General features: G+C 71.2%; 15 protein-coding genes and 2 pseudogenes. 7 read left to right on the plus strand and 10 right to left on the minus strand.

Features of this window, described 5'->3' with window-relative positions:
• The first annotated feature begins 52 nt into the window (after positions 1-52).
• Together EV284_RS19470 and EV284_RS19475 are read left to right on the plus strand one after the other, a co-directional pair.
• Positions 53-259, plus strand: a complete 207-nt coding sequence (locus EV284_RS19470) for a hypothetical protein (RefSeq protein WP_130335827.1) — start codon at positions 53-55, stop codon at positions 257-259.
• Positions 260-553: 294 nt separating this feature from the next.
• Positions 554-2,377, plus strand: a complete 1,824-nt coding sequence (locus EV284_RS19475) for a glycoside hydrolase family 15 protein (RefSeq protein ID WP_130335829.1) — start codon at positions 554-556, stop codon at positions 2,375-2,377.
• A gap of 66 nt (positions 2,378-2,443) precedes the next feature.
• On the opposite strand, the gene EV284_RS19480 is transcribed toward EV284_RS19475, so the two are convergent.
• From EV284_RS19480 to EV284_RS19490, 3 genes are read right to left on the minus strand one after another with little or no spacing between them, the layout of a single operon-like run.
• The gene (locus EV284_RS19480; RefSeq protein ID WP_130335831.1) at positions 2,444-3,664 is read right to left on the minus strand and encodes a cytochrome P450; all 1,221 of its coding nucleotides are present in this window, start codon (positions 3,662-3,664) and stop codon (positions 2,444-2,446) included.
• Positions 3,665-3,676: 12 nt separating this feature from the next.
• Complete coding sequence (locus tag EV284_RS19485) at positions 3,677-5,068, minus strand: FAD/NAD(P)-binding oxidoreductase (RefSeq protein WP_130335833.1); 1,392 nt, start codon at positions 5,066-5,068, stop codon at positions 3,677-3,679.
• Entirely contained in the window at positions 5,065-5,286 is a 222-nt protein-coding gene (locus EV284_RS19490; RefSeq protein WP_130335835.1) for a ferredoxin, read from the minus strand. The genes EV284_RS19485 and EV284_RS19490 overlap by 4 nt, the downstream gene beginning before the upstream one ends.
• A gap of 407 nt (positions 5,287-5,693) precedes the next feature.
• Here EV284_RS19490 and EV284_RS19495 point away from each other — a divergent pair, with 407 nt between their 5' ends.
• Positions 5,694-6,893 carry an alcohol dehydrogenase catalytic domain-containing protein gene (locus EV284_RS19495; protein WP_130335837.1) on the plus strand — a complete coding sequence of 400 codons (1,200 nt, stop codon included), beginning with the start codon at positions 5,694-5,696 and terminating at the stop codon, positions 6,891-6,893.
• A 54-nt stretch (positions 6,894-6,947) separates the two neighbouring features.
• Here EV284_RS19495 and EV284_RS19500 read toward each other — a convergent pair whose 3' ends face one another.
• Together EV284_RS19500 and EV284_RS19505 are read right to left on the minus strand one after the other, a co-directional pair.
• The gene (locus EV284_RS19500) at positions 6,948-7,889 is read right to left on the minus strand and encodes a M48 family metalloprotease (RefSeq protein WP_130335839.1); all 942 of its coding nucleotides are present in this window, start codon (positions 7,887-7,889) and stop codon (positions 6,948-6,950) included.
• The gene (locus EV284_RS19505) at positions 7,886-8,257 is read right to left on the minus strand and encodes a BlaI/MecI/CopY family transcriptional regulator (RefSeq protein ID WP_130335841.1); all 372 of its coding nucleotides are present in this window, start codon (positions 8,255-8,257) and stop codon (positions 7,886-7,888) included. Before EV284_RS19505 ends, EV284_RS19500 begins: the two co-directional genes overlap by 4 nt.
• A 149-nt stretch (positions 8,258-8,406) precedes the next feature.
• Between EV284_RS19505 and EV284_RS19510 the strand changes: the two genes are divergently transcribed.
• Positions 8,407-9,081, plus strand: a complete 675-nt coding sequence (locus EV284_RS19510) for a DedA family protein (RefSeq protein WP_130335843.1) — start codon at positions 8,407-8,409, stop codon at positions 9,079-9,081.
• A 2-nt stretch (positions 9,082-9,083) separates the two neighbouring features.
• On the plus strand, positions 9,084-9,698 hold the full coding sequence (locus EV284_RS19515; RefSeq protein ID WP_165425581.1) for a phosphatase PAP2 family protein: 615 nt from the start codon (positions 9,084-9,086) through the stop codon (positions 9,696-9,698).
• A 134-nt stretch (positions 9,699-9,832) separates the two neighbouring features.
• Here EV284_RS19515 and EV284_RS19520 read toward each other — a convergent pair whose 3' ends face one another.
• The 3 genes from EV284_RS19520 to EV284_RS19530 all read right to left on the minus strand — a co-directional run bounded on the left by EV284_RS19520 (position 9,833) and on the right by EV284_RS19530 (position 12,271).
• Entirely contained in the window at positions 9,833-10,585 is a 753-nt protein-coding gene (locus EV284_RS19520) for an MgtC/SapB family protein (RefSeq protein WP_242625730.1), read from the minus strand.
• Between the two features lie 156 nt (positions 10,586-10,741).
• On the minus strand, positions 10,742-11,560 hold the full coding sequence (locus EV284_RS19525) for an alpha/beta hydrolase (protein WP_130335847.1): 819 nt from the start codon (positions 11,558-11,560) through the stop codon (positions 10,742-10,744).
• 45 nt (positions 11,561-11,605) lie between these two features.
• A complete protein-coding gene (locus EV284_RS19530; RefSeq protein ID WP_130335848.1) occupies positions 11,606-12,271 on the minus strand; it encodes a DUF4097 family beta strand repeat-containing protein in 666 nt (221 codons plus the stop codon).
• Between the two features lie 232 nt (positions 12,272-12,503).
• Between EV284_RS19530 and EV284_RS33560 the strand changes: the two are divergent.
• Positions 12,504-12,701, plus strand: a pseudogene (locus tag EV284_RS33560) (helix-turn-helix domain-containing protein); the annotation flags it as partial.
• Between the two features lie 123 nt (positions 12,702-12,824).
• A pseudogene (locus EV284_RS33340) lies at positions 12,825-13,271 on the plus strand (MarR family transcriptional regulator); the annotation flags it as partial.
• On the opposite strand, the gene EV284_RS19540 reads toward EV284_RS33340, so the two are convergent.
• A complete protein-coding gene (locus tag EV284_RS19540; protein ID WP_130335852.1) occupies positions 13,268-15,676 on the minus strand; it encodes an FdhF/YdeP family oxidoreductase in 2,409 nt (802 codons plus the stop codon). The pseudogene EV284_RS33340 and the gene EV284_RS19540 sit on opposite strands and share 4 nt — an antisense overlap.
• Positions 15,677-15,797: 121 nt before the next feature.
• Complete coding sequence (locus EV284_RS33345; protein WP_242625761.1) at positions 15,798-17,366, minus strand: DUF4157 domain-containing protein; 1,569 nt, start codon at positions 17,364-17,366, stop codon at positions 15,798-15,800.
• Positions 17,367-17,688: the final 322 nt, after the last annotated feature.

The raw sequence follows: 17,688 nt of genomic DNA on the forward strand, positions 1-17,688 counted from the left end.
CCTCGCCGCCGGCAGACGTGCGCTGTCCGATCTCGGGCGGCAGGCTGGGAGCATGACCAGCACTCGCGTGATCGTGGGCCCCCCGGACCCGGAGACCGGCCGCAAGGTGCAGATCGGCGACCGGTTCGTCGGGCACGCGTTCGCCGTACGGGACGTGGCCGCCTTCCTCCAGGAGGCGGGGCTCCAGGACTGGGACGAGCTGGACGTGGTCCGGTCCGAGCTGATCGAGTGGCGCGGGGGCGGACCGGAGCACTGGTAGCCGGGACCGTTCTCCTCGCGGGGAAGGACCGCGACCGGCAACGTGCTGACCAGGGGTCTTCGGGCCCGGCGGCCCCGGCTCACCCGCACAGCCCGACTCGCCGGGTACACCGCCCGGCGATACGTTGGTGGACGGGGCCGCCCGACGGCCGGACGGATGTCCTTGCCGGCCCGTGTCTTCGCCGGCCCGGCGGAATCGGACGAGGTTCCGGGGCGGTGACCGGCGTGACCTGAGCGCAGCCCTGGGTGGGGCGCGGCGCGGGGGTGTCGGCGGAGGACCGGCAAGGAGACCGTCATGGACCGTTACCCGCCCATCGCCGATCACGGGCTCATCGGGGACCTGCAGACCGCGGCTCTGGTGTCGTCGCACGGTGTCATCGACTGGTTCGCGGCGCCCCGGTTCGACTCGCCCAGCGTCTTCGCCTCCCTGCTCGACCACGGCGGCGGCGGTTACTTCCTGCTCGCCCCGGAGGGCACCGAAGGGACCTGGAGACAGCTCTACTACCCGGACACCGCGGTGCTGGTGACCCGCTTCATGTCACCGGACGGGGTCGGCGAGATCGTCGACTACATGCCGGTCCAGCCCGGCCCGACGGCGTCCGACCGGCACCGGCTGGTCCGTGTCGCCCGCACGGTCCGCGGGAGTGTGCGCTTCGACCTCGCGTGCCGGCCGCGGTTCGACTACGGGCGGGCCGGTCACCGGCTCGCTCTGACACCCGAGGGCGCGGCCTTCCACGCCCCGGTCGCCACCGCGTACCTCCAGGGCGACTTCCCGCTCGAACAGGACGGGCAGGACGTCCGGGGCGCGCTCACGCTCAAGGCCGGTGAGGCGGCCGCCGTGGTGTTCACGATGTGCCCGCCGGACGCGCCGCCGCCCCCGCCGCCCACCACCGCGGGGATCACCGAAGAGGTCTGGGAGAACATCGACTTCTGGCAGTTGTGGGTGCGCACCTCGCGCTACCGCGGCCGGTGGACGGAGATGGTGTACCGCTCCGCCATCACCCTCAAGCTCCTGACCTACGCCCCCTCGGGCGCCCCGGTCGCCGCGGCCACCATGGGGCTGCCCGAGCAGATCGGCGGTGAGCGCAACTGGGACTACCGCTACACCTGGGTGCGGGACGGCTCCCTGTCGGTCCGGGCGCTGCTCGACCTCGGTTTCGCGGACGAGGCGACCCGGTTCATCCACTGGCTCGGCGAACGCCTCCAGGCCCAGGAGGGGTCGGACGGCGAACCTCTGCAGATCATGTACCGGGTCGACGGCGATCCCCACCTCACGGAGGAGGTACTCGAGCACTTCGAGGGGTACCGAGGCTCCTACCCGGTCCGGGCCGGGAACGCCGCCGCGGACCAACTGCAGCTCGACATCTACGGCGAGGCCCTCTACGGCCTGGCCCAGGGCCGTGAGGTCGGGGAACACGCGGGCTATCACGGGTGGAAGAGCCTGGCGGCCACACTGGACTGGCTCGCCGACTCCTGGGACCGGCCAGACGAGGGGATATGGGAGACCCGGGGCGGGCGCAAGGACTTCACCTACAGCCGGGTGATGTGCTGGACGGCCTTCGACCGCGGTCTGAAGCTGGCCGCCGAGTTCAGCAGGCCGGCCGACACCGCGCGCTGGACCCGGGCCAGGGACGAGATCCTGGAACAGGTCATGCAGCGCGGCTGGAGCGAGAAGGAACAGGCCCTCGTGCAGTCCTACGGAAGCGACGTCATGGACGCGTCCCTCCTGCTCGCCCCCCGGGTCGGTTTCCTCTCCCCCCGGAGTCCCGCGTGGCTCACCACCCTGGACGCGATGGACCGCGTCCTCGTCTCCGACAGCCTGGTCTACCGCTACGACCCCGAGGCGTCCCCCGACGGACTGCGGGGGTCGGAGGGGACGTTCAGCCTCTGCACGTTCCTGTACGTCGACGCCCTCGCGCGTGCCGGGCGCCTGGCCGAGGCCCGCTACGCCTTCGAGAAGATGCAGACGTACGCGAACCATGTCGGGCTGTTCGCCGAGGAGATAGGACCGAGCGGAGAGCAACTCGGGAACTTCCCGCAGGCGTTCACCCACCTCTCCCTCATCATGGCCGCCACGACGCTCAACGACGCGCTCGACCGGCTCTGGCGGCGCGCATGACGACACCGGCGCCTGACGGGCGAGGTGTGACCCCGCCCCGTCAGGCGCCGGTGCGGGGGAGCGCGGTCAGGCGGCGTCCTGCTCGACGTACAGATGGACCGGGCCGCGAAGTACGGGGCTGCGCCGGTACGGTGGCGGGTCGGCGACCAGCCGGGGCCGGTCCAGCCGGCGTACCAGCTCGGCCAGCGCGATCTGGGTCTCCCGCCGGGCCAGCGGGCCGCCGAAGCAGAGATGGATGCCGCTGCCGAAGCCGAGGTGGCGGTTGTCGGGCCGATCGGGGTCGAAGCGGTCGGGATGCTCGAAGCGGTTCGGGTCCCGGCTGCCCGAGGCGAGCATCAGCATGATCTGCGAGCCCTGGGGGACGACGGTGTCGGCGACGGTGATGTCGCTGTACGCCGCCCGCCAGGGAATGATGTGCACCGGGGGTTCGTAGCGCAGCAGTTCCTCGACCACCGGCACGACCAGATCCGGGTCGTCACGCAGGCGCCGCAGCACGTCGGGGTGGCGCAGCAGCGTCAGCACGCCGTTGGTGATGAGGTTGACGGTCGTCTCATGGCCGGCGATCAGGAGCAGGTTGGCGGTGGAGACGATCTCCTCGTCGGTCATCCGCCCGTCCGGGCCGTCGTCGTGGGCCAGCCGGGACAACAAGTCGTCGCCCGGACTGCCATGGCGCTGCTCCAGCAAGCCGCCGAGATACTCACGCAGCGCCTTGCGGGCCTGAACACCCCTGTCCAGCTTCTCCTTGGGGTCGGTCTCGGGGTCGTAGTCGATCGCGTCGACCACGTCGTTCACCCACCGGCTGAACGTCGGTTCGTCCTCGCGGGGCACCCCGAGCAGGTGGCAGATCACCGCGACGGGGAACGGATAGGCGAAGTCGTCGACGATGTCGATCCGGTCCTTGCCCGCGAAGCCGTCGATGAGACCGCCGACGGTCTCGGACAGGTCGGGGTCCAGGCTCGTCACCAGACCGGGGGTGTGCGGGGGCCCGAAATGCCGCATGGCCATGCGCCGCAGACGGTCGTGTGCGGGCGGGTCCATGTTGATGAAGGCGGGCGTGGCCTCCGACTCGGCTCCGGGCATCGGCCGCGACAGATTGCGGACGTCGGAACTCAGGTGCGGATCGTGCAGCAGATCCGTGAGCTCGCGGTACGTACTGACGACATAGCTGCCGTCCGCCTGCTGGGCCACCGGTGTCCCGCGCAACTCCTGGTACAGCGGGTACGGGTCGGCCCGGGAGGAGTAGTCGAGGATGCGGCGCAGTATGTCGTGCGTCTCGGACGTGCCCATCTCGCTTCCCTCCTACGGGTGTTGCTGCGCGGCCGTGACGCGCCGTTCACCCGGGTCGTTGCCGGTGACGACCACCGTGGCTCCCTGGGCGAGCAGGGTGGGGCCGGGGAAGTCGACCGGCACCGGCTTCATGCCGGCGGGCTGGTCCGGGGTGGGGCAGGGCGGCGGGAAGGGAGCGGCCGTCTCGATCAACCGGCGGTAATGGTCGAGCCATTTCGCGTTGTCGAAGCTCACCGCGGCGGTGACGCGGCCCCGGTAGCCGTATGCCGCGACGAAGCGACGCTCGGCCACCGACCCCTGGGTGACGGCCACTTCGTCGGCGAAAGTCGGCACGCCGACGGACTTGATGTTGACGCCGAACTGGATGGACCAGAACAGCGGGAGGGTCAGATGGGGCCACCGGTCCGCCTGGGGACTGACCATGTTGTGCGCCGCGACCTCGGCCTGCTCCACGGCGTTCGCCCAGTGCTCCAGCGAGATGAGCCGGTACTCGTACATCGGGTTGGGGCAGCGTGCCACGTCCCCGGCGGCGAAGACGTCGTCGGTGATCAGACCGTCGAGCGTCATGGCGCGGCATCCCGTGTCACAGGCGATCCCCCAGACGCCGGCCGCGAGTCCCGAGTCGCGCAGCCACTCGGTGTTGCGGATGCCGCCGAGCGCCACCACCGCCACGTCGACGTCGATCGAGCTCCCGTCGTCGAAGTGGGCGCGGCGAAGGCGCCCTTGGGCGTCGCCCTCCAGCCGGGTCACTCTGACACCGCAGCGCAGGTCGACACCGTGAGCGCGCTGCATGTCCGCCGCTACGTCGCCGATCATGGCGCCCAGCGCCCCGACCAGAGGGGCCGGCGCGAGTTCGGCGACCGTCACGGGGACACCGCGCTCCCGGCACACGGAGGCGATCTCGGAGCCCGTGAATCCCGCACCGATGACGAGGACACGTGAGGGTCCGGCGGCTAGGGCTTGCCGCAGGCCCGCGGCGTGCTCCCGCGTACGGAGGACGAACACGCCGTCCAGGGCCGCCTCGCTCTCCACGAACCAGGGCCGCGCCCGTACTCCGGTGGAGATCAGCACCCGGTCGAAGGGAATCTCACGTCCGTCGGCGAGCCGCACGTGGTTGGTCGCCAGGTCCAGTCCGTCGGCGGGGACGCCGAGGAGCCACTCCGCGTCGATGTCGCGTCGCCGTGGCAGCGTGGTGTCGTCCGCCGGGACCCAGCCGGTCAGGACCTGTTTGGACAGGGGCGGCCGGTCGTAGGGCTCCGCCGACTCGTCACCGATCATGGTCAGCGACCCGGTGAAACCCTCGTCACGCAGGACCTCCGCGGCGCGGAGTCCCGCCAGTGACGCACCGACGATCACGATCCGGCCGTCACGCTTGAACGCCCGCAGGTTCTCCGCGCTCGTCACGACGCCGCCTCCGCCGGCGTGGGCCGCGCCTCCCACTCGACGAGGATCGCCTGGACCGGGCAGGCCGCGGCGGCCCGCACCACCTGGTCGCGCTCGGCGTCGTCGGGGCTGGGGTTGTACATCAGTGCTTCCTCGCCGTGCATCCGGAACGCGTCCGGAGCGAGGAAAGCGCACTGCGCGTACCCCTCGCACCGCGAAAGGTCAACGACAATTCTCATCCCGGCCTCCACAGGGACTGCAGGCTGTGGGGCGTGACGCGCAGAGCGAGAACGCTACGCGGGACAGGGACACCCGGCCGTCACCCTTGCCTGCGACGGGCGGAGGGGCAGTGACGAATCGCCGGTTCCGGCAGAGAACCCGGCCGCCGCGAAATGGCGACCCCGGGGCGCCGAACCGCCTGAGGAAGCTGCCCCCACACTCGAAAGCCTAGGTCCTGGGTGCGGCACCTGCACCTGGGGGAGTGCGGCCCCAGCGCCGGTGCGCCGGTCCGCGAGGGCGCGGCGGTGGGGCGTTCGCGCATACCTCGGTCAGCGGCCTACGTTGGGAGTGGCCGGGGTCGCAAATCCTCCTAAATCGCCTCGGCACTCCGGAGGGCGAGTCCCCCGGATCAACAGAGGAGATCGTCATGGCAAGCAGCAACGGCAACCGCGCCGTCACCTTCCAGGCCACGAAGGACATGCGTGTCGAGTCCCTGGACTTCCCGAAGCTCGAGATGCCGAACGGCAAGAAGGCCCCGCACGGTGTCATCCTCAGGATCGTCGCCACCAACATCTGCGGCAGCGACCTGCACATCTACCGCGGGTCCTTCCCGGTCCCCCAAGGCATGGTGATGGGGCACGAGATGACCGGAGAGGTCATCGAACTCGGCCCGGACGTCGAGTTCCTCAGTGAGGGGGATCTCGTCTCCGTCCCGTTCAACGTCGCCTGCGGCCGATGCCGCAACTGCAGGGCGCGGCGGACCGACGTCTGCGAGACCACGAACCCCAAGGTGTCCTGCGGAGCTTACGGCTTCAACCTGGGAGACTGGACCGGCGGCCAGGCCGAGTACCTGTTCGTCCCGTACGCCGACTTCCAGCTCCTGCGCTTCCCGGACAAGGACCAGGCCATGGCGAAGATCCGTGACCTCGCGCTGCTTTCGGACATCCTGCCCACCGCGTTCCACGGTCTCATGGAGGCCGGTGCCAAGCCGGGCTCGACCGTGTACCTCGCCGGCGCCGGCCCGGTCGGCCGCTGCGGCGCGGCGGCGGCACGCCTCCTCGGGGCGTCCTGCATCATCGTCGGCGACTACGACAAGGACCGCCTGGAGCTCGTGAAGAGGAACGGCTGCGAGACGATCGACCTGAGCCAGGACGCGGCGCTCACCGACCAGATCGAGGCCATCCTGGGCGAACCGATGGTCGACTGCGCGGTCGACTACGTCGGCACCGAGGCACACGGCATCGGCCGCGAGGCCGAGGACATGGACCCGGCCTACGCCATCAACCAGGTGATCGACGCCACGCGCGCGGGCGGGGCCACCGGAGTCATCGGCGTCTACGGCCCCGACCCGCTCGCGGAGTCGAAGGCCGAGCAAGAGGGCACCTACCCGATCGACTTCGGCAAGGCGTGGATCAAGTCGCCGCGGATCGCCGCCGGGCAGGCGCCGATCATGCACTACAACCGCGAGTTGATGATGGCGATCCTGTGGGACCGCATGCCCTACCTGAGCGACATGCTCAACACGAAGGTGATCAGCCTCGACGACGCCCCCGAGGCCTACGCGACCTTCGACAGGGGAGTGGCCGAGAAGTTCATCATCAACCCGCACGGTCTCATTCCCACCTGAGTCCGTCCCGGACAGCAACCCGGCCTGGTGGCCGACCTGGCGGGTGAGCGGCCGTCAGTCGGCGGTTGCCTCGCCCTGGGCGACCTCGACATCCTGGTGCAGCCAGACGGCTCCGGCCAGCGAGGACGTCCCGGCCGCCGTGCAGACCAGCAGCATGGCGAGCAGGGCCGGAGCCACCCGCCGTACGGGCGCGGGGGCGAGCAGGGCCCTGACCCGGGCCGGGACCGGGCCACTCGCGGCGCCGGGAGTCAGCGTGTGCCCGGCGACGGCATCGGGGGCGCTCCGGACCGCCAGGGCGGCGCGCCCGACGGCCTGGGCCGCTGTGCCGCGGTCGCCGCAGCGGCGGGCCGCGGCTTCGTCGGCCGCGCGCTCGGCCGCGAAGGAGACGTGGCCGGCGACAGTCGTCAGGGCTGGATGGCACCAGCCGGCGAACTGGGCGAGGCACAGGAAGAGGTGGTGCCTGCCGACGAGGTGGGCCCGCTCGTGCGCGAGCAGCGCCTCGCGCTCCACTGGTCCGAGGGCGCGCAGCATGCCGGTGGTGACGACGATCCGGTCCGGCCGGGCCGGTCCGCCCGGCAGCGCGAACGCGTCAGGACGGGGGTCGTCCAGGACGCACAGCCCTCCGGCGTCCGGGAGGCCGTGGACGAGGCGACGCACGACGCGCAGGCGCGCCACCTCCGACGCCGTCCCCCGTACCACGCGGACAGCGGCCACGCAGAGTCCGCCGACGGCGAGCGCCGAGACCCCCAGGACCAGGGGCCGCGGGCCCGCCGTGAGCGGCCGGATCAGCTCCGCGAGTGCGGCCGCCGGAGGAAAGGCCAGGGCCAGGGGCAGCAGCAGGACGCCCAGGCTCGCCACGACTCCGACGGCCAGCGCGGTCGTGGCGCAGGTGATCGTCCACAGCGCGATCTCGGGCCGGACGCGCTGGGTGGTGCGCCGGGCCAGCGGCGCCAGGGCCCAGGGCAGGAGGAGGGGGATCAGTAGCAAGGTGATCAACGACCGCCTCCCTCCAGCAGGCGCTTGAGCTCCGCCTCGTCGTCGGCGCTGAGTCCCTCGACGAACCGGGCCAGTACCGTACTGCGGTCGTCGTCCTGGTCCAGTGCCCGGTGCATGCGCTGTGCGGTCAGGCCGTGGGAGTCCTCCCGTGCGAAGTAGAGGAAGCCGCGTCGGCCCGGACTGCGTCCCACCGCCCCCTTGTCATGGAGCCGCGCGAGGAGCGTCGCCACCGTGGTGCGGGCCAGCTCCTGAGGTATCGCGGCGCGCACATCGGCGGCCGACTGCGGCTGACCCGCCGCGCACAGAGCCGCCAGCACGCTCGCCTCCAGCTCGCCGGCGGGCCTGCGCTCACCCTCTGCGTCGGTCATGGAACCTTCCCTTCCTCCAGGTCGTCTACAGTGAAGTAGACCGACTACAGTCCTGTAGACGCAAGTGGGTCGCCGCCTCGTTCCCGCGTGAGGCCCGGCCCGTCCGTGTCCGGTATACCCGACAGCCGCCATCGAAGGGGCCAGCGCCGATGACGCTCGCGCACCACGCAGCACCCCCGCTCCAACTCGCCGTGAACGTCCTCGACGCCCACTCGCTGCTCGCCACCTTCGGCACGCTCGGCATCGCCGTGGTCCTCTTCGCCGAGACCGGTCTGCTGGTCGGGTTCGTCCTGCCCGGCGATTCCTTGCTGTTCACCGCCGGTCTGCTGTGCGCCTCGGGCTCCGCCGGAGGGTCGGTCCACCTGTCCCTGGGCCGGGTCCTCGTCGCGGCCGCGGCCGGCGCGCTCATCGGAGCCCAGGTCGGCTATCTGCTGGGCCGCCGGGCCGGGCCGGCCCTGCTCAAGCGTACGAGGTCACGCAGGATCACTGAGGCCGCGGACAGGGCCGCGGACATCCTCCAGCGGTACGGGCATGCCAAGGCCATCGTGCTCGCCCGCTTCATCCCGGTCGTGCGGACCGTACTGAACCCGCTCGCGGGCGTCCTGGCCGTCCCGGCCCGGACCTTCGCCCTCTGGCAGGTCGTCGGTGGTCTGGTGTGGACCGTCGGCCTGGTGCTGGCCGGATACGCCCTCGGCGCGTCGGTTCCGAACGTCGACCGCTATCTGCTGCCGATCATCGCCGTCATCGTCATCGTGTCGCTCATCCCCGTCGGACTGGAGTTCCTGCGCTCCCGCCGCTCCCGCGGTGCGAACGGGGGTGCGTGACGGTGACCGCCACCACCGCGTCGACGTACGACGGCTCGGGTATCGACGGCGCGGTCTATGTCGACGTCGTCGACGCCGCGCACCACGCGCCGGTCTGGCTGGACCAGCTCGTCTCGGGCTACTCCAGCTACGGGCTCGCGCTGTTCGCCCTCCTGATGGTGATCGGCTGGTGGCGGGCCCGCCACCGGGACGCGGCGCAGGCCGTGAAGGCGCTCGCCGCGCCCGTGCTCACCGTGCTGGCGTTCGTGGTCAGCAGCTCGCTGAAGCAGGCGGTGCAGGAGAACCGGCCCTGCCAGTCCCTGCACGTGATCACGCTGGAGGCGTGTCCCGCTGCCGGCGACTGGTCCTTCCCCAGCAACCACGCCACCCTGGCCGCGGCCGCGGCGGTGGCCCTGTGGATCGTCAGCGCCCGCCTCGGTGTGATCGCCACGATCGGCGCGCTGGCGATGGCGGCCTCCCGGGTGTGGGTCGGCGCTCACTATCCGCACGACATCGTCGCGGGCCTCGCGGTCGGGGCGCTCGTCGCGGCATTGCTCGCACTGCCCCTTCGCCGGCACGCCGACGCCCTGGCCGGGCTGCTGATCCGGGGACGGCTGCGTCCGCTCGTCGTCTCATGACCTCGGCGGGGGAGTCCCGCCTCCGGCCCGACCCGCTCGTACGCGGCCTGGGCGGAGCCGGTGCGCGGGCCCGGTCGTCCGCCACCCCACCGGGGGGCCGCCGTCCGGGCCGCCGGCGCCGAGCGGCGTGACCCTCAGTCGGCGCCCTCGGTCTCGGGGCCCGCCAGGCTGACGACGCCGTCCAGTTCGGCCAGCTCCGCCATGAGCCGGTACACGTCGCCGGTCCCCTCGATCGACAGGTCCACCCGGGTGTTGCCCGTGCTCAGCCCGGCTTCCTCGCCGCCCTCGCGCAGGGTGCGGTCGATCCGGACGTTCACCACGAGGAAGCCCGCGGCGGTGCAGCGTTCGAGGACGCGGGGCAGGACCCCGCGTCGGGGCAGGTAGGACAGACGCAGATCGGTCTCCTCGACCGTGGAGATGGCCGGGATACGCCGGGTGAGCAGGGGATAGCCACGGACGATGAGGAGATACGCCCCGGTCACCGCAAGCGCCAGCAGCCACAGCCCGCCACCGCACGCCATGCCGACGGCCGCCGTCAGCCAGACCGTCGCGGCCGTGGTCAGGCCCCGCACGATGTCCCGCCGTACGAAGATCAGGCCGCCTCCGATGAAACCGATGCCCGACACGATCTGCGCCGCCACCCGGGAAGGGTCCAGGTCGACGTGCGACAGACCGAGCACGTCGTCGAAGCCGTGCTGGGAGACCTCCATGAACAGCGCCGCCCCCAGCCCCACCAGTGTGTGGGTGCGCAGCCCGGCACTCTTCTGCTGAAACGCCCGCTCCAGCCCGATCACCGTCGACAGCACCAGGGCCAGGCCGAGTTCGGCGAGCTGCCGCAGGCTCTGGCCGGCGCTCGGGTCCCACAGCAGTGAAGCGCTCCAGTGCACGGTCTCTCCCTCACGGTCCGTCCGGCCATCCCACGAGCCCAGCCTCACAAGGCGGAGCGCCCGTGCCACCCTGACACGGCGGACGCCCGCCGAGCCGCATCGCCCCGAGGGGGAACGCGGCTCGCGGGCTCCGGTACGCCTGGCGGCCGGTTCCGGTCAGCGTCCTTCACTCGTGGAGGCGAAGACCTCGCGTACGGCCTCGGCGATGGCCGGGAAGTCCTTCTTCAGGAGCGCGCCGTGGTTGCTGGCGACCTTCGCGCCGATCCGGATGTTCGGATTGCGCGTGGTGACCGCTTCGAGGCCGGCGCGGATGCGCTCCTGCTCGTCACCGCGGCTTCCGAACGACGTCCCTGACGCGACCACGTACCGCACCGGGACCGTGATGCCGTCCAGCACCGGGCCCAGTTCGCGCTCGCGGGACAGCCTGCCGAGCTCGATGTTGCTGTCCGCCTGCTGCGCGGCGGTCATCCGCGGGGCCAGGCCGGTGGGGCGCAACAGCGGCAGGAACCAGCCCAGCCGGCGGAACAGCTTGCGGATCCGCAGTTCCATGGCCTCGTCCAGCCAGTCGTAGGGGAAGGCGCCGTCGACCAGGACCGCGCCGAGGGCACGCTCCGGATTCCGTTCGGCCCAGTGCGCTCCGACGACCGCTCCGTAGGACCAGCCCACCACGAGTGCCCGGTCCACCCCCCTGGCCGCGAGAACGGCGTCGACGTCCCGGACGGCCGCCTCGAAGGAGTAGTCCGCCGAGCGCCGCGATCTGCCGCGGGCCCGCTCGTCGTAGGTGATGTGCCGCCATCGCGGACCCAGTTCGGCGATGACCCGTCGCCAGTACCCCTGGGTGGCGAACTGGCCGTTGAGGTAGAGCACCGGGACGCCGGCGCCGCCTGTGTCGGTGACGGCCAGGGCGGTGTCGTCGACCGGCACCATGCCGGTCCACTGGGAAGTGGTGGAAGAAGGACGGTCGTTGTTCGTCATGGGTTCCCCCTGGTCTGATCGCCGTCGGGTTCCGGGTCTGCTCTCTCAGAGGCTGCGGGCGGTGATGTCGCCCTTCCCGGAGGTGGCCCGGATGTCGAGTTCGGTGGTGCCGTCGTTCTTGAGGGCGTTGCTCACGCGGCCGTGGCCGGCGGCGGCGTCCAGGGCAGCCGAGACACCGGCGGCGGCGCCGACCGTGATGTCGCCGGACCCGGTGTGGAGCCTGACCGTGCCGCGCCGCGCCTCGGTGATCCGGATGTCGCCCCGTGCGGTGCTGATCTCCGCGCGGCCGTTGAGCCGGCCGATCTCGACGGCGCCGTCGATCGCGGTGAGACGGACCCCGCCGGCCTCGTCGATCTTGACGCGCCGGTACGCGCCCTCGAAGTCGATGTCGCCCAGGCGCCCCACACAGCGGAGTTCGACACCGGCGGACTCGCCCTCCACCCGGGAGCCGGCGGGCAGGCGGACCGTGACCTCGAGGGACCCGGAGGGGCCGAGGAGCTGGTTGCCCGGGGCCGGGGCCGTGATCCGCAGGACGCCGTCGGTGCAGGTGACGGAGGTCTGTGCGGCGGCTTCGACGTCACGGCGCCTGGCGGGCGCGGTGGGCAGCACCTCGACGGTGGTGTCGGTACGGTCCCCCGCGATGAACTGCACGCGTCCGGCGGGGATCTCCACGAGGGCGGAGATCGGGGCCGGGGTGTCGAACTTCTGCATGGTGTCCTCCGGACGCTTTCGGTTTCCGATGACGGAAACGCTACGTTGCGTTCTGACATACGGCAACGCCCTTGCTGTGCTGTGGTGTTGATAGTGCAGGTAGAAAGCGTTATTCGTTGCAATGGAGCTACAGCGCAAGGCAACGACTCGGAGGCGTGCATTGCAATGGACCGAGAGTGAACGCTACGGTGAGGCGCGGGACCCGCCGCGAAGGACCACGAAGGAGGCAGCGATGCCGGGAGGCAGGCTCACCCAACAGGAGCGCCGGCAGATCGCGCTGGGACTGGCCGACAGCCTCCCCTACGCCGAGATCGCCCGGCGCCTCGGCCGCCCGACCTCGACGGTCACACGTGAGGTGATGCGCAACGGCGGCCCCACCGCCTACCGCGCCGACACGGCCCACCGTGCCACCGAACGCCGTGCCCACCGACGCAGGAGTCCCACATCCCCCGGTCCGGAGCCTGCCCCCCAGCCGCACGGGCGTGACGGCGGGGCCGTGGCCGAGTACGAGGAGACGTTCATCGCCGTCCTCATGGCCTCCGGCCTGCCCAGAATGCCGGCAAGGGTGCTGAGCTGCCTGTTCGTCACGGACACGGGCAGCCTCACCGCGGCTGGGCTCGCTCGGCGCCTCCAGGTCAGTCCCGCGTCCATCTCCAAGGCGATCGCCTTCCTGGAGAGCCAGAGCCTCGTCCGCCGGGAACGCGACGACCGCCGCCGGGACCACTACGTCGTCGACAACGACCTCTTCTACCAGTCGACGATCGCCAGCGCACGGGCCAACGACCGGCTCGTGGAGACGGCACGCCGAGGCGTCGCCGTCCTCGGCCCCGACACCCCGGCCGCGAACCGGCTGGAAAACGTCGCCCGCTTCCTCGACTTCATCAGCGAAAGCATCACCCGTGCCGCCGAACAGGCCCGCGAGGTCCTCCACGCCCGACCGGACGCCCCCTCACACGAGGCGCCCGGCTCGGACCGCGAAGGCCGTGGAGGCACTCCCTAGCCGTCCCGCCCCGCCCCCGTTCTCTCGACCGGCCCGGGGGCGCCCGTCCGTCCGATGCTCGCTTCGATCGTGACATCGAGCTGTTTCATCAGGGGCTGATCGCTCTGCGCGCTGTAGTCGCTGATCGAGATGAGCTGGTTCAGCTCCGGCATGTAACCCGCGGCGACGCCGCGCGGGAGGTCGTGCCTGACCGCCAGGAACCCGTCCAGCGTCCGCTCGGTGCCGTCCTTGGCGTGTGCCGTGATCACGGTCGGCTGGAACTCCTCCAGCCCGCGCTCGCTCATGTCGTCGCTGTTCATGAAGACGAGCGTGCGCAGGTTGCGGATGCCCCGGTAGCGGTCGTTGTCGGTGTAGACCGTGGTGTTCCACTGGTCGTGGGAGCGCATCGTGCCCAGGACGAGCCTCCCGGCGCGCGGCACCACGTCGGGCAGCGGAGCGTGCGAGAACTCGGCGCGGCCGGAAGGGGTGAGGAACACCCGCTCGCGGGCGGGCTGTTCGATCCGGAAGCCCATCGGCTGCCGGACCCGCCGGTTGAAGTCCTCGAAGCCGTACAGGACCTTCGCCATGGTGTCGCGGATACGGTCGTAGTCCTCGACGTACCACTCCCACGGGGTGCCGGAGCCGGGCAGCGCCGCCCGGGCCAGCCCGGCGATGATCGCGGGCTCGGAGAGCAGGTGCGGTGAGGCCGGCGGCCGGTTGCCCTGGGAGAGGTGGACCATCGAATCGCCGTCCTCGACGGAGATCCGCTGCGGGCCGCCCGCCTGGACGTCCCTCTCGGTACGGCCCAGGCACGGCAGGATCAGGGCTCGTCTGCCGTGGACGATGTGACTCCGGTTCAGTTTGGTGCTGACGTAGACGGTCAGGTCCACCTTCCGCAGAGCGGCATAGGCGAACGCGGTGTCGGGCGAGGCGAGCGCGAAGTTGCCCGACATTCCGACGAAGACCTTGATGTCGCCGCGGGCCATCGCCTCGAGGGTGCCGACGACGTCCAGACCCTTCTCGCGCGGCGGGTCGAATCCGCAGACCTCCGCGAGCCTGTCCAGGAACTCCCGCTCGGGGGCGTTGGTGACGCCGCAGGTGCGGTTGCCCTGCACATTGCTGTGGCCGCGGTTGGGGGCGGCACCGGCGCCCTCGCGGCCGATGTTGCCGCGCAGCAGCAGCACGTTGATGATCTCGCGGATGGTGTCGACGGAGTGCTCGTGCTGGTTGACACCGAGGCCCCAGGTGATGATCGACCGGTCGGCGTCGCGGTAGATCGCGGCGGCCTCGAGGATGTCCTTCTTGGGCACACCCGACTGGTGGACGATCTCGTCCCAGGAGGTCGCCGCGACCAGTCGCCGGTACTCCTCGAAGCCGCTCGTGAAGCGCTCCAGGAACTGCCGGTCGACCGCGTGCTCGTCGGTCTCCGCCCACTCCAGGGTGGCCTTGGCGACGCCGCGCATCAGCGCCATGTTGCCGGCGGAGCGCGGCCGGATGTTGAGGTTGCTGGTCGGGGTGGCGCGGAAGGTCGCCATCGCCAGGATGTCGTGCGGGATGATCGTCCGGGTGGCACCCGCCTCGATCTGCGGATTGATGTGGACGAGCTTTTTGCCCGCACGGTAGAGCTGGGCCAGCGGGGTGAGCATGCGCGGCGCGTTGGACGCGGCGTTGATGCCCATGACGAAGACCGCGTCCGCGCTCTCCCAGTCCTTGAGGTCCACGGTGGCTTTCCCGGTGCCGAGTGCCGCCCGCATGGCGCGGCTGCCCGCCTCGGTGCACATGTTGGCGCAGTCGGGCTGGTTGTTGGTGCCGAGCTCGCGGGCCATCAGCGAGTAGAGGAAGGAGGACTCGTTGCCCAGCCGTCCCGAGGTGTAGTACGAGGCCTGGTCCGGGTTCTCCAGCGCGCGGACGGCGTCGCCGAACAGGTTGAACGCGTCCTGCCAGCCGATCGGCACGTAATGGTCGGTGTCCGGGTCGTAGACCATCGGCTCGGTCAGCCGGCCCTCCGCCTCCAGGTCGTGGTCGTTCCACTCGGACAGCTCCGTGACGGTGTGCCGCGCGAAGAACTCGCGGGTGGTGCGCTTGCCCGTCATCTCCCACGCCGTGTGTTTGATGCCGTTCTCGCACAGGTCCAGCGCCAGGTCCTTGGTGTCGGGCCACGCGCAGCCGGGACAGTCGAAGCCGTCGCTGTCCTCCTGGTTCATCTTGAACATCTCGAGCGAGCCCACCACGACCTCACGCTCGTCGACCAGGAACTCGGTGACGGCCTTGGCAGCGCCCCAGCCCGCCGCCGGATGGGTGTACGGCTTCGACCTGGGCGGGCCCTTCGGCACGGGGCCCACCCGAGGCTCCAGCGGCTGTCCGGCGGCGGCCCGCTCCTGGCGTGCGATGTCGTCGCCGCCTTCGAAAAGCTCACGATCACCCATGAATGACCTCTTTCGGCATTTGTGCCTTTTGAGGCTATATCCGCAGCACGGAACCGGCGCAGGCGACGGCGGCCGGTCAGACCGGCGCGGCCGCCTGCGGACAGGGGTGACCACGGGCCCCTCAGGAGTCCGAGTCGACCTCCATGGCGTCGGCTTCCGCGCCGACCTTCGTGCCCTCGCGGTCCGTGTCGGAGTCGCTGTTCTGGTCCCAGGTGAGGTCGCCCTGCTGGGTGAAGGTGATGTAGGTGCCGCCGGCCGCCTCGACCAGGTCGTGCAGGTACCTGGCGTAGTCCTTGACGCTCTCCTCCTCGTAGTCCTCCATGCCCTTGTTGGCCGCCTTGCTCGGCCAGAGCGGGCCCGGGTAGACCTCGACGTCGCCGTCCTGGACGGGGGTGGCGTAGATCTGGGTGTAGCAGACGACGCAGGGGCGCTTGACGCCGACCGTCTTCGCGGGGTCGAAGCCCTCGATCTTCTGCAGTCGCCGTTCGGCGTGGAGGCCGTCGTCGTCGGCGGAGACGTCCTCGGGCACCTTGACCGCCATGCTCGCGATCTCCGCGTAGTCCCCGTTCTCGGTCTCGCCCTCGGCCACCCGGTCCGACAGCTTGCCGGTGTGGCGGGCGAAGCGGTCCTGGGCCTTCGCGTCGGGCTGCCCGAAGTGCTCGACCAGGGCCTTGGCGAACGCCTTGCCCGTGCCGTGCTGCCCCGCGAGTTCCCGCAGCTTCGCGTTGTGCGTGTTGCGGTTGGCGGAGATGTACAGGTCGGTGCCGATCGCGCTCACCTGCACCTCCTCGGCGGCCGAGGAGGTGACGCTCCCGAGGTACTCCTTGGCGAGGGTCGAGATCCAGCGCATGCTCTGCGTGGTCCGGGCGGCGGCGAAGTCCTTGGGCGGACGGGTGTTCCCCGAGCCCTTGTAGATCCTCTCCGTCGCGTTCAGGCCCGCCGTCTGGTTCTCCTCCGGAGCCTCCGTCAGGTGCAGGGTGCGGTTCTGCGCACCGCCGTGCGCCGTCCAGCCCCAGGTCCCGGTCAGCTCCTTGATCAGCTCGTCCTTCGGGTTGGGCGTACTGCCCTTCTTCTTGCCGCCGGTCTTCGCCCTCGGCGCCTTCGGCATCCGCTGGACGGACGCCGTACGGGCCGTCGCCCGCCGGGCCGAGGCGCGCTGGACCGCCCCGTCCGCACCGGCACGCGCGGCCGGCCGGGGTGCGCTCATGACGCGCCGCGCGTTCGCCTCCGCCTCCCGTTCGAAGCGGTCCGACGGGTCGGACACCCGCAGCCCCGAGCCGTTGTCGGTACCGGAGACGGGCCCCTGCCGCTGCTGGATCACATGGGTCAGCTCGTGCGCCAGCGTCTCCTTGTCCCGGCCGCCTTCCCCGAGCACGACGTGACTGCCCGACGTGTACGCGCGGGCGCCGATCTCCGACGCGGAGTTCTTGGCCGAACGGTCGTCGTGGACACGGACGTCGGAGAAGTCGGCGTCGAGCCGGGACTCCATGTCCGCGCGGGTGGAACGGTCCAGCGGACGGCCGGCGCCCCGCAGGACGTCGTGCACCGAGGACCGCTGCACCGGGGCCTGCGCGCTCCCGCCGTGGCCGCAACCGGCCTCGTGCCGGTGCTCCTGCTCCTCCTGGGCCATGCCCGCGCGCCGCATCCGCTGGACCACCGCCGCGTTGCCGATGCTTCCCTGCAGACCCATGAGGCCCGGCGCCGCACCGGCGCCCGAAGCCTTCGGTCCGCGTGCCGGGAGCCGCTCGTCGTGGAGGTCGTCCTTCCGGTTTTTGCCGTGCGCGTGCATGAACTCTCCTGTTGACCGGAAGTGATGTCCCCTTGGTAGACGATCATCACCGCCCCGTACAAGGACCGCCGGGGCAGACTCGGTTGACCGGAGAGGCAACGTCCGGCGCGAACCGGCAGGTCACCGGTCGTGCGGAGTCGCCCCCGTCGGGCTGGGAGAGCAGCCCTGTCCGCCGGCCCCTCCGCCCTGCCGGGCCTGCTCGCTCCCGCCGAGCCCGGCCGCG

This window comes from Streptomyces sp. BK022 (assembly GCF_004217355.1).
Lineage (GTDB): Bacteria > Actinomycetota > Actinomycetes > Streptomycetales > Streptomycetaceae > Streptomyces > Streptomyces griseoluteus.

Coding starts and splice junctions, on each gene's coding strand:
- EV284_RS19470 (WP_130335827.1), top strand. CDS start 53: ATGACCAGCACTCGCGTGATCGTGGGCCCCCCGGACCCGGAGACCGGC.
- EV284_RS19475 (WP_130335829.1), top strand. CDS start 554: ATGGACCGTTACCCGCCCATCGCCGATCACGGGCTCATCGGGGACCTG.
- EV284_RS19480 (WP_130335831.1), bottom strand. CDS start 3,664: ATGGGCACGTCCGAGACGCACGACATACTGCGCCGCATCCTCGACTAC.
- EV284_RS19490 (WP_130335835.1), bottom strand. CDS start 5,286: ATGAGAATTGTCGTTGACCTTTCGCGGTGCGAGGGGTACGCGCAGTGC.
- EV284_RS19495 (WP_130335837.1), top strand. CDS start 5,694: ATGGCAAGCAGCAACGGCAACCGCGCCGTCACCTTCCAGGCCACGAAG.
- EV284_RS19505 (WP_130335841.1), bottom strand. CDS start 8,257: ATGACCGACGCAGAGGGTGAGCGCAGGCCCGCCGGCGAGCTGGAGGCG.
- EV284_RS19510 (WP_130335843.1), top strand. CDS start 8,407: ATGACGCTCGCGCACCACGCAGCACCCCCGCTCCAACTCGCCGTGAAC.
- EV284_RS19525 (WP_130335847.1), bottom strand. CDS start 11,560: ATGACGAACAACGACCGTCCTTCTTCCACCACTTCCCAGTGGACCGGC.
- EV284_RS19530 (WP_130335848.1), bottom strand. CDS start 12,271: ATGCAGAAGTTCGACACCCCGGCCCCGATCTCCGCCCTCGTGGAGATC.
- EV284_RS19540 (WP_130335852.1), bottom strand. CDS start 15,676: ATGGGTGATCGTGAGCTTTTCGAAGGCGGCGACGACATCGCACGCCAG.
- EV284_RS33345 (WP_242625761.1), bottom strand. CDS start 17,366: ATGGGTCTGCAGGGAAGCATCGGCAACGCGGCGGTGGTCCAGCGGATG.